The 203-nt window shown below is 32.5% G+C and carries 1 protein-coding gene; it reads right to left on the bottom strand.

Annotated elements, in window-relative coordinates; all coding sequences use genetic code 11:
* Window positions 1-87: 87 nt before the first annotated feature.
* Window positions 88-177, bottom strand: a complete 90-nt coding sequence (locus tag NHF47_RS17330; protein ID WP_374670184.1) for a T9SS type A sorting domain-containing protein — start codon at window positions 175-177, stop codon at window positions 88-90.
* Window positions 178-203 lie beyond the last annotated feature (26 nt).

Here is a 203-nt window from a genome sequence, read left to right as displayed (position 1 = left end):
TGGTAATTCTTGTGCAAATGCAAAACACGTACTTAGCAATAGTACTATTGTTTTTATGGTTTTGATATATTTCATGGTAATGTAGTCTTATTTTTTAATCACTTTTACGCTTCCTTTTTCAGTATTGGTTTTTATTTCAACCAAGTAAATCCCTTGTGGTAGGTTACTTACTTCAATAGGAATCGTACGGTCGCCTTGTAACG

Origin of the sequence: Flavobacterium sp. NRK F7, assembly GCF_024054195.1 — a bacterium.
Classification (GTDB): domain Bacteria; phylum Bacteroidota; class Bacteroidia; order Flavobacteriales; family Flavobacteriaceae; genus Flavobacterium.
This window is presented reverse-complemented; position numbering and strand designations above follow the sequence as displayed.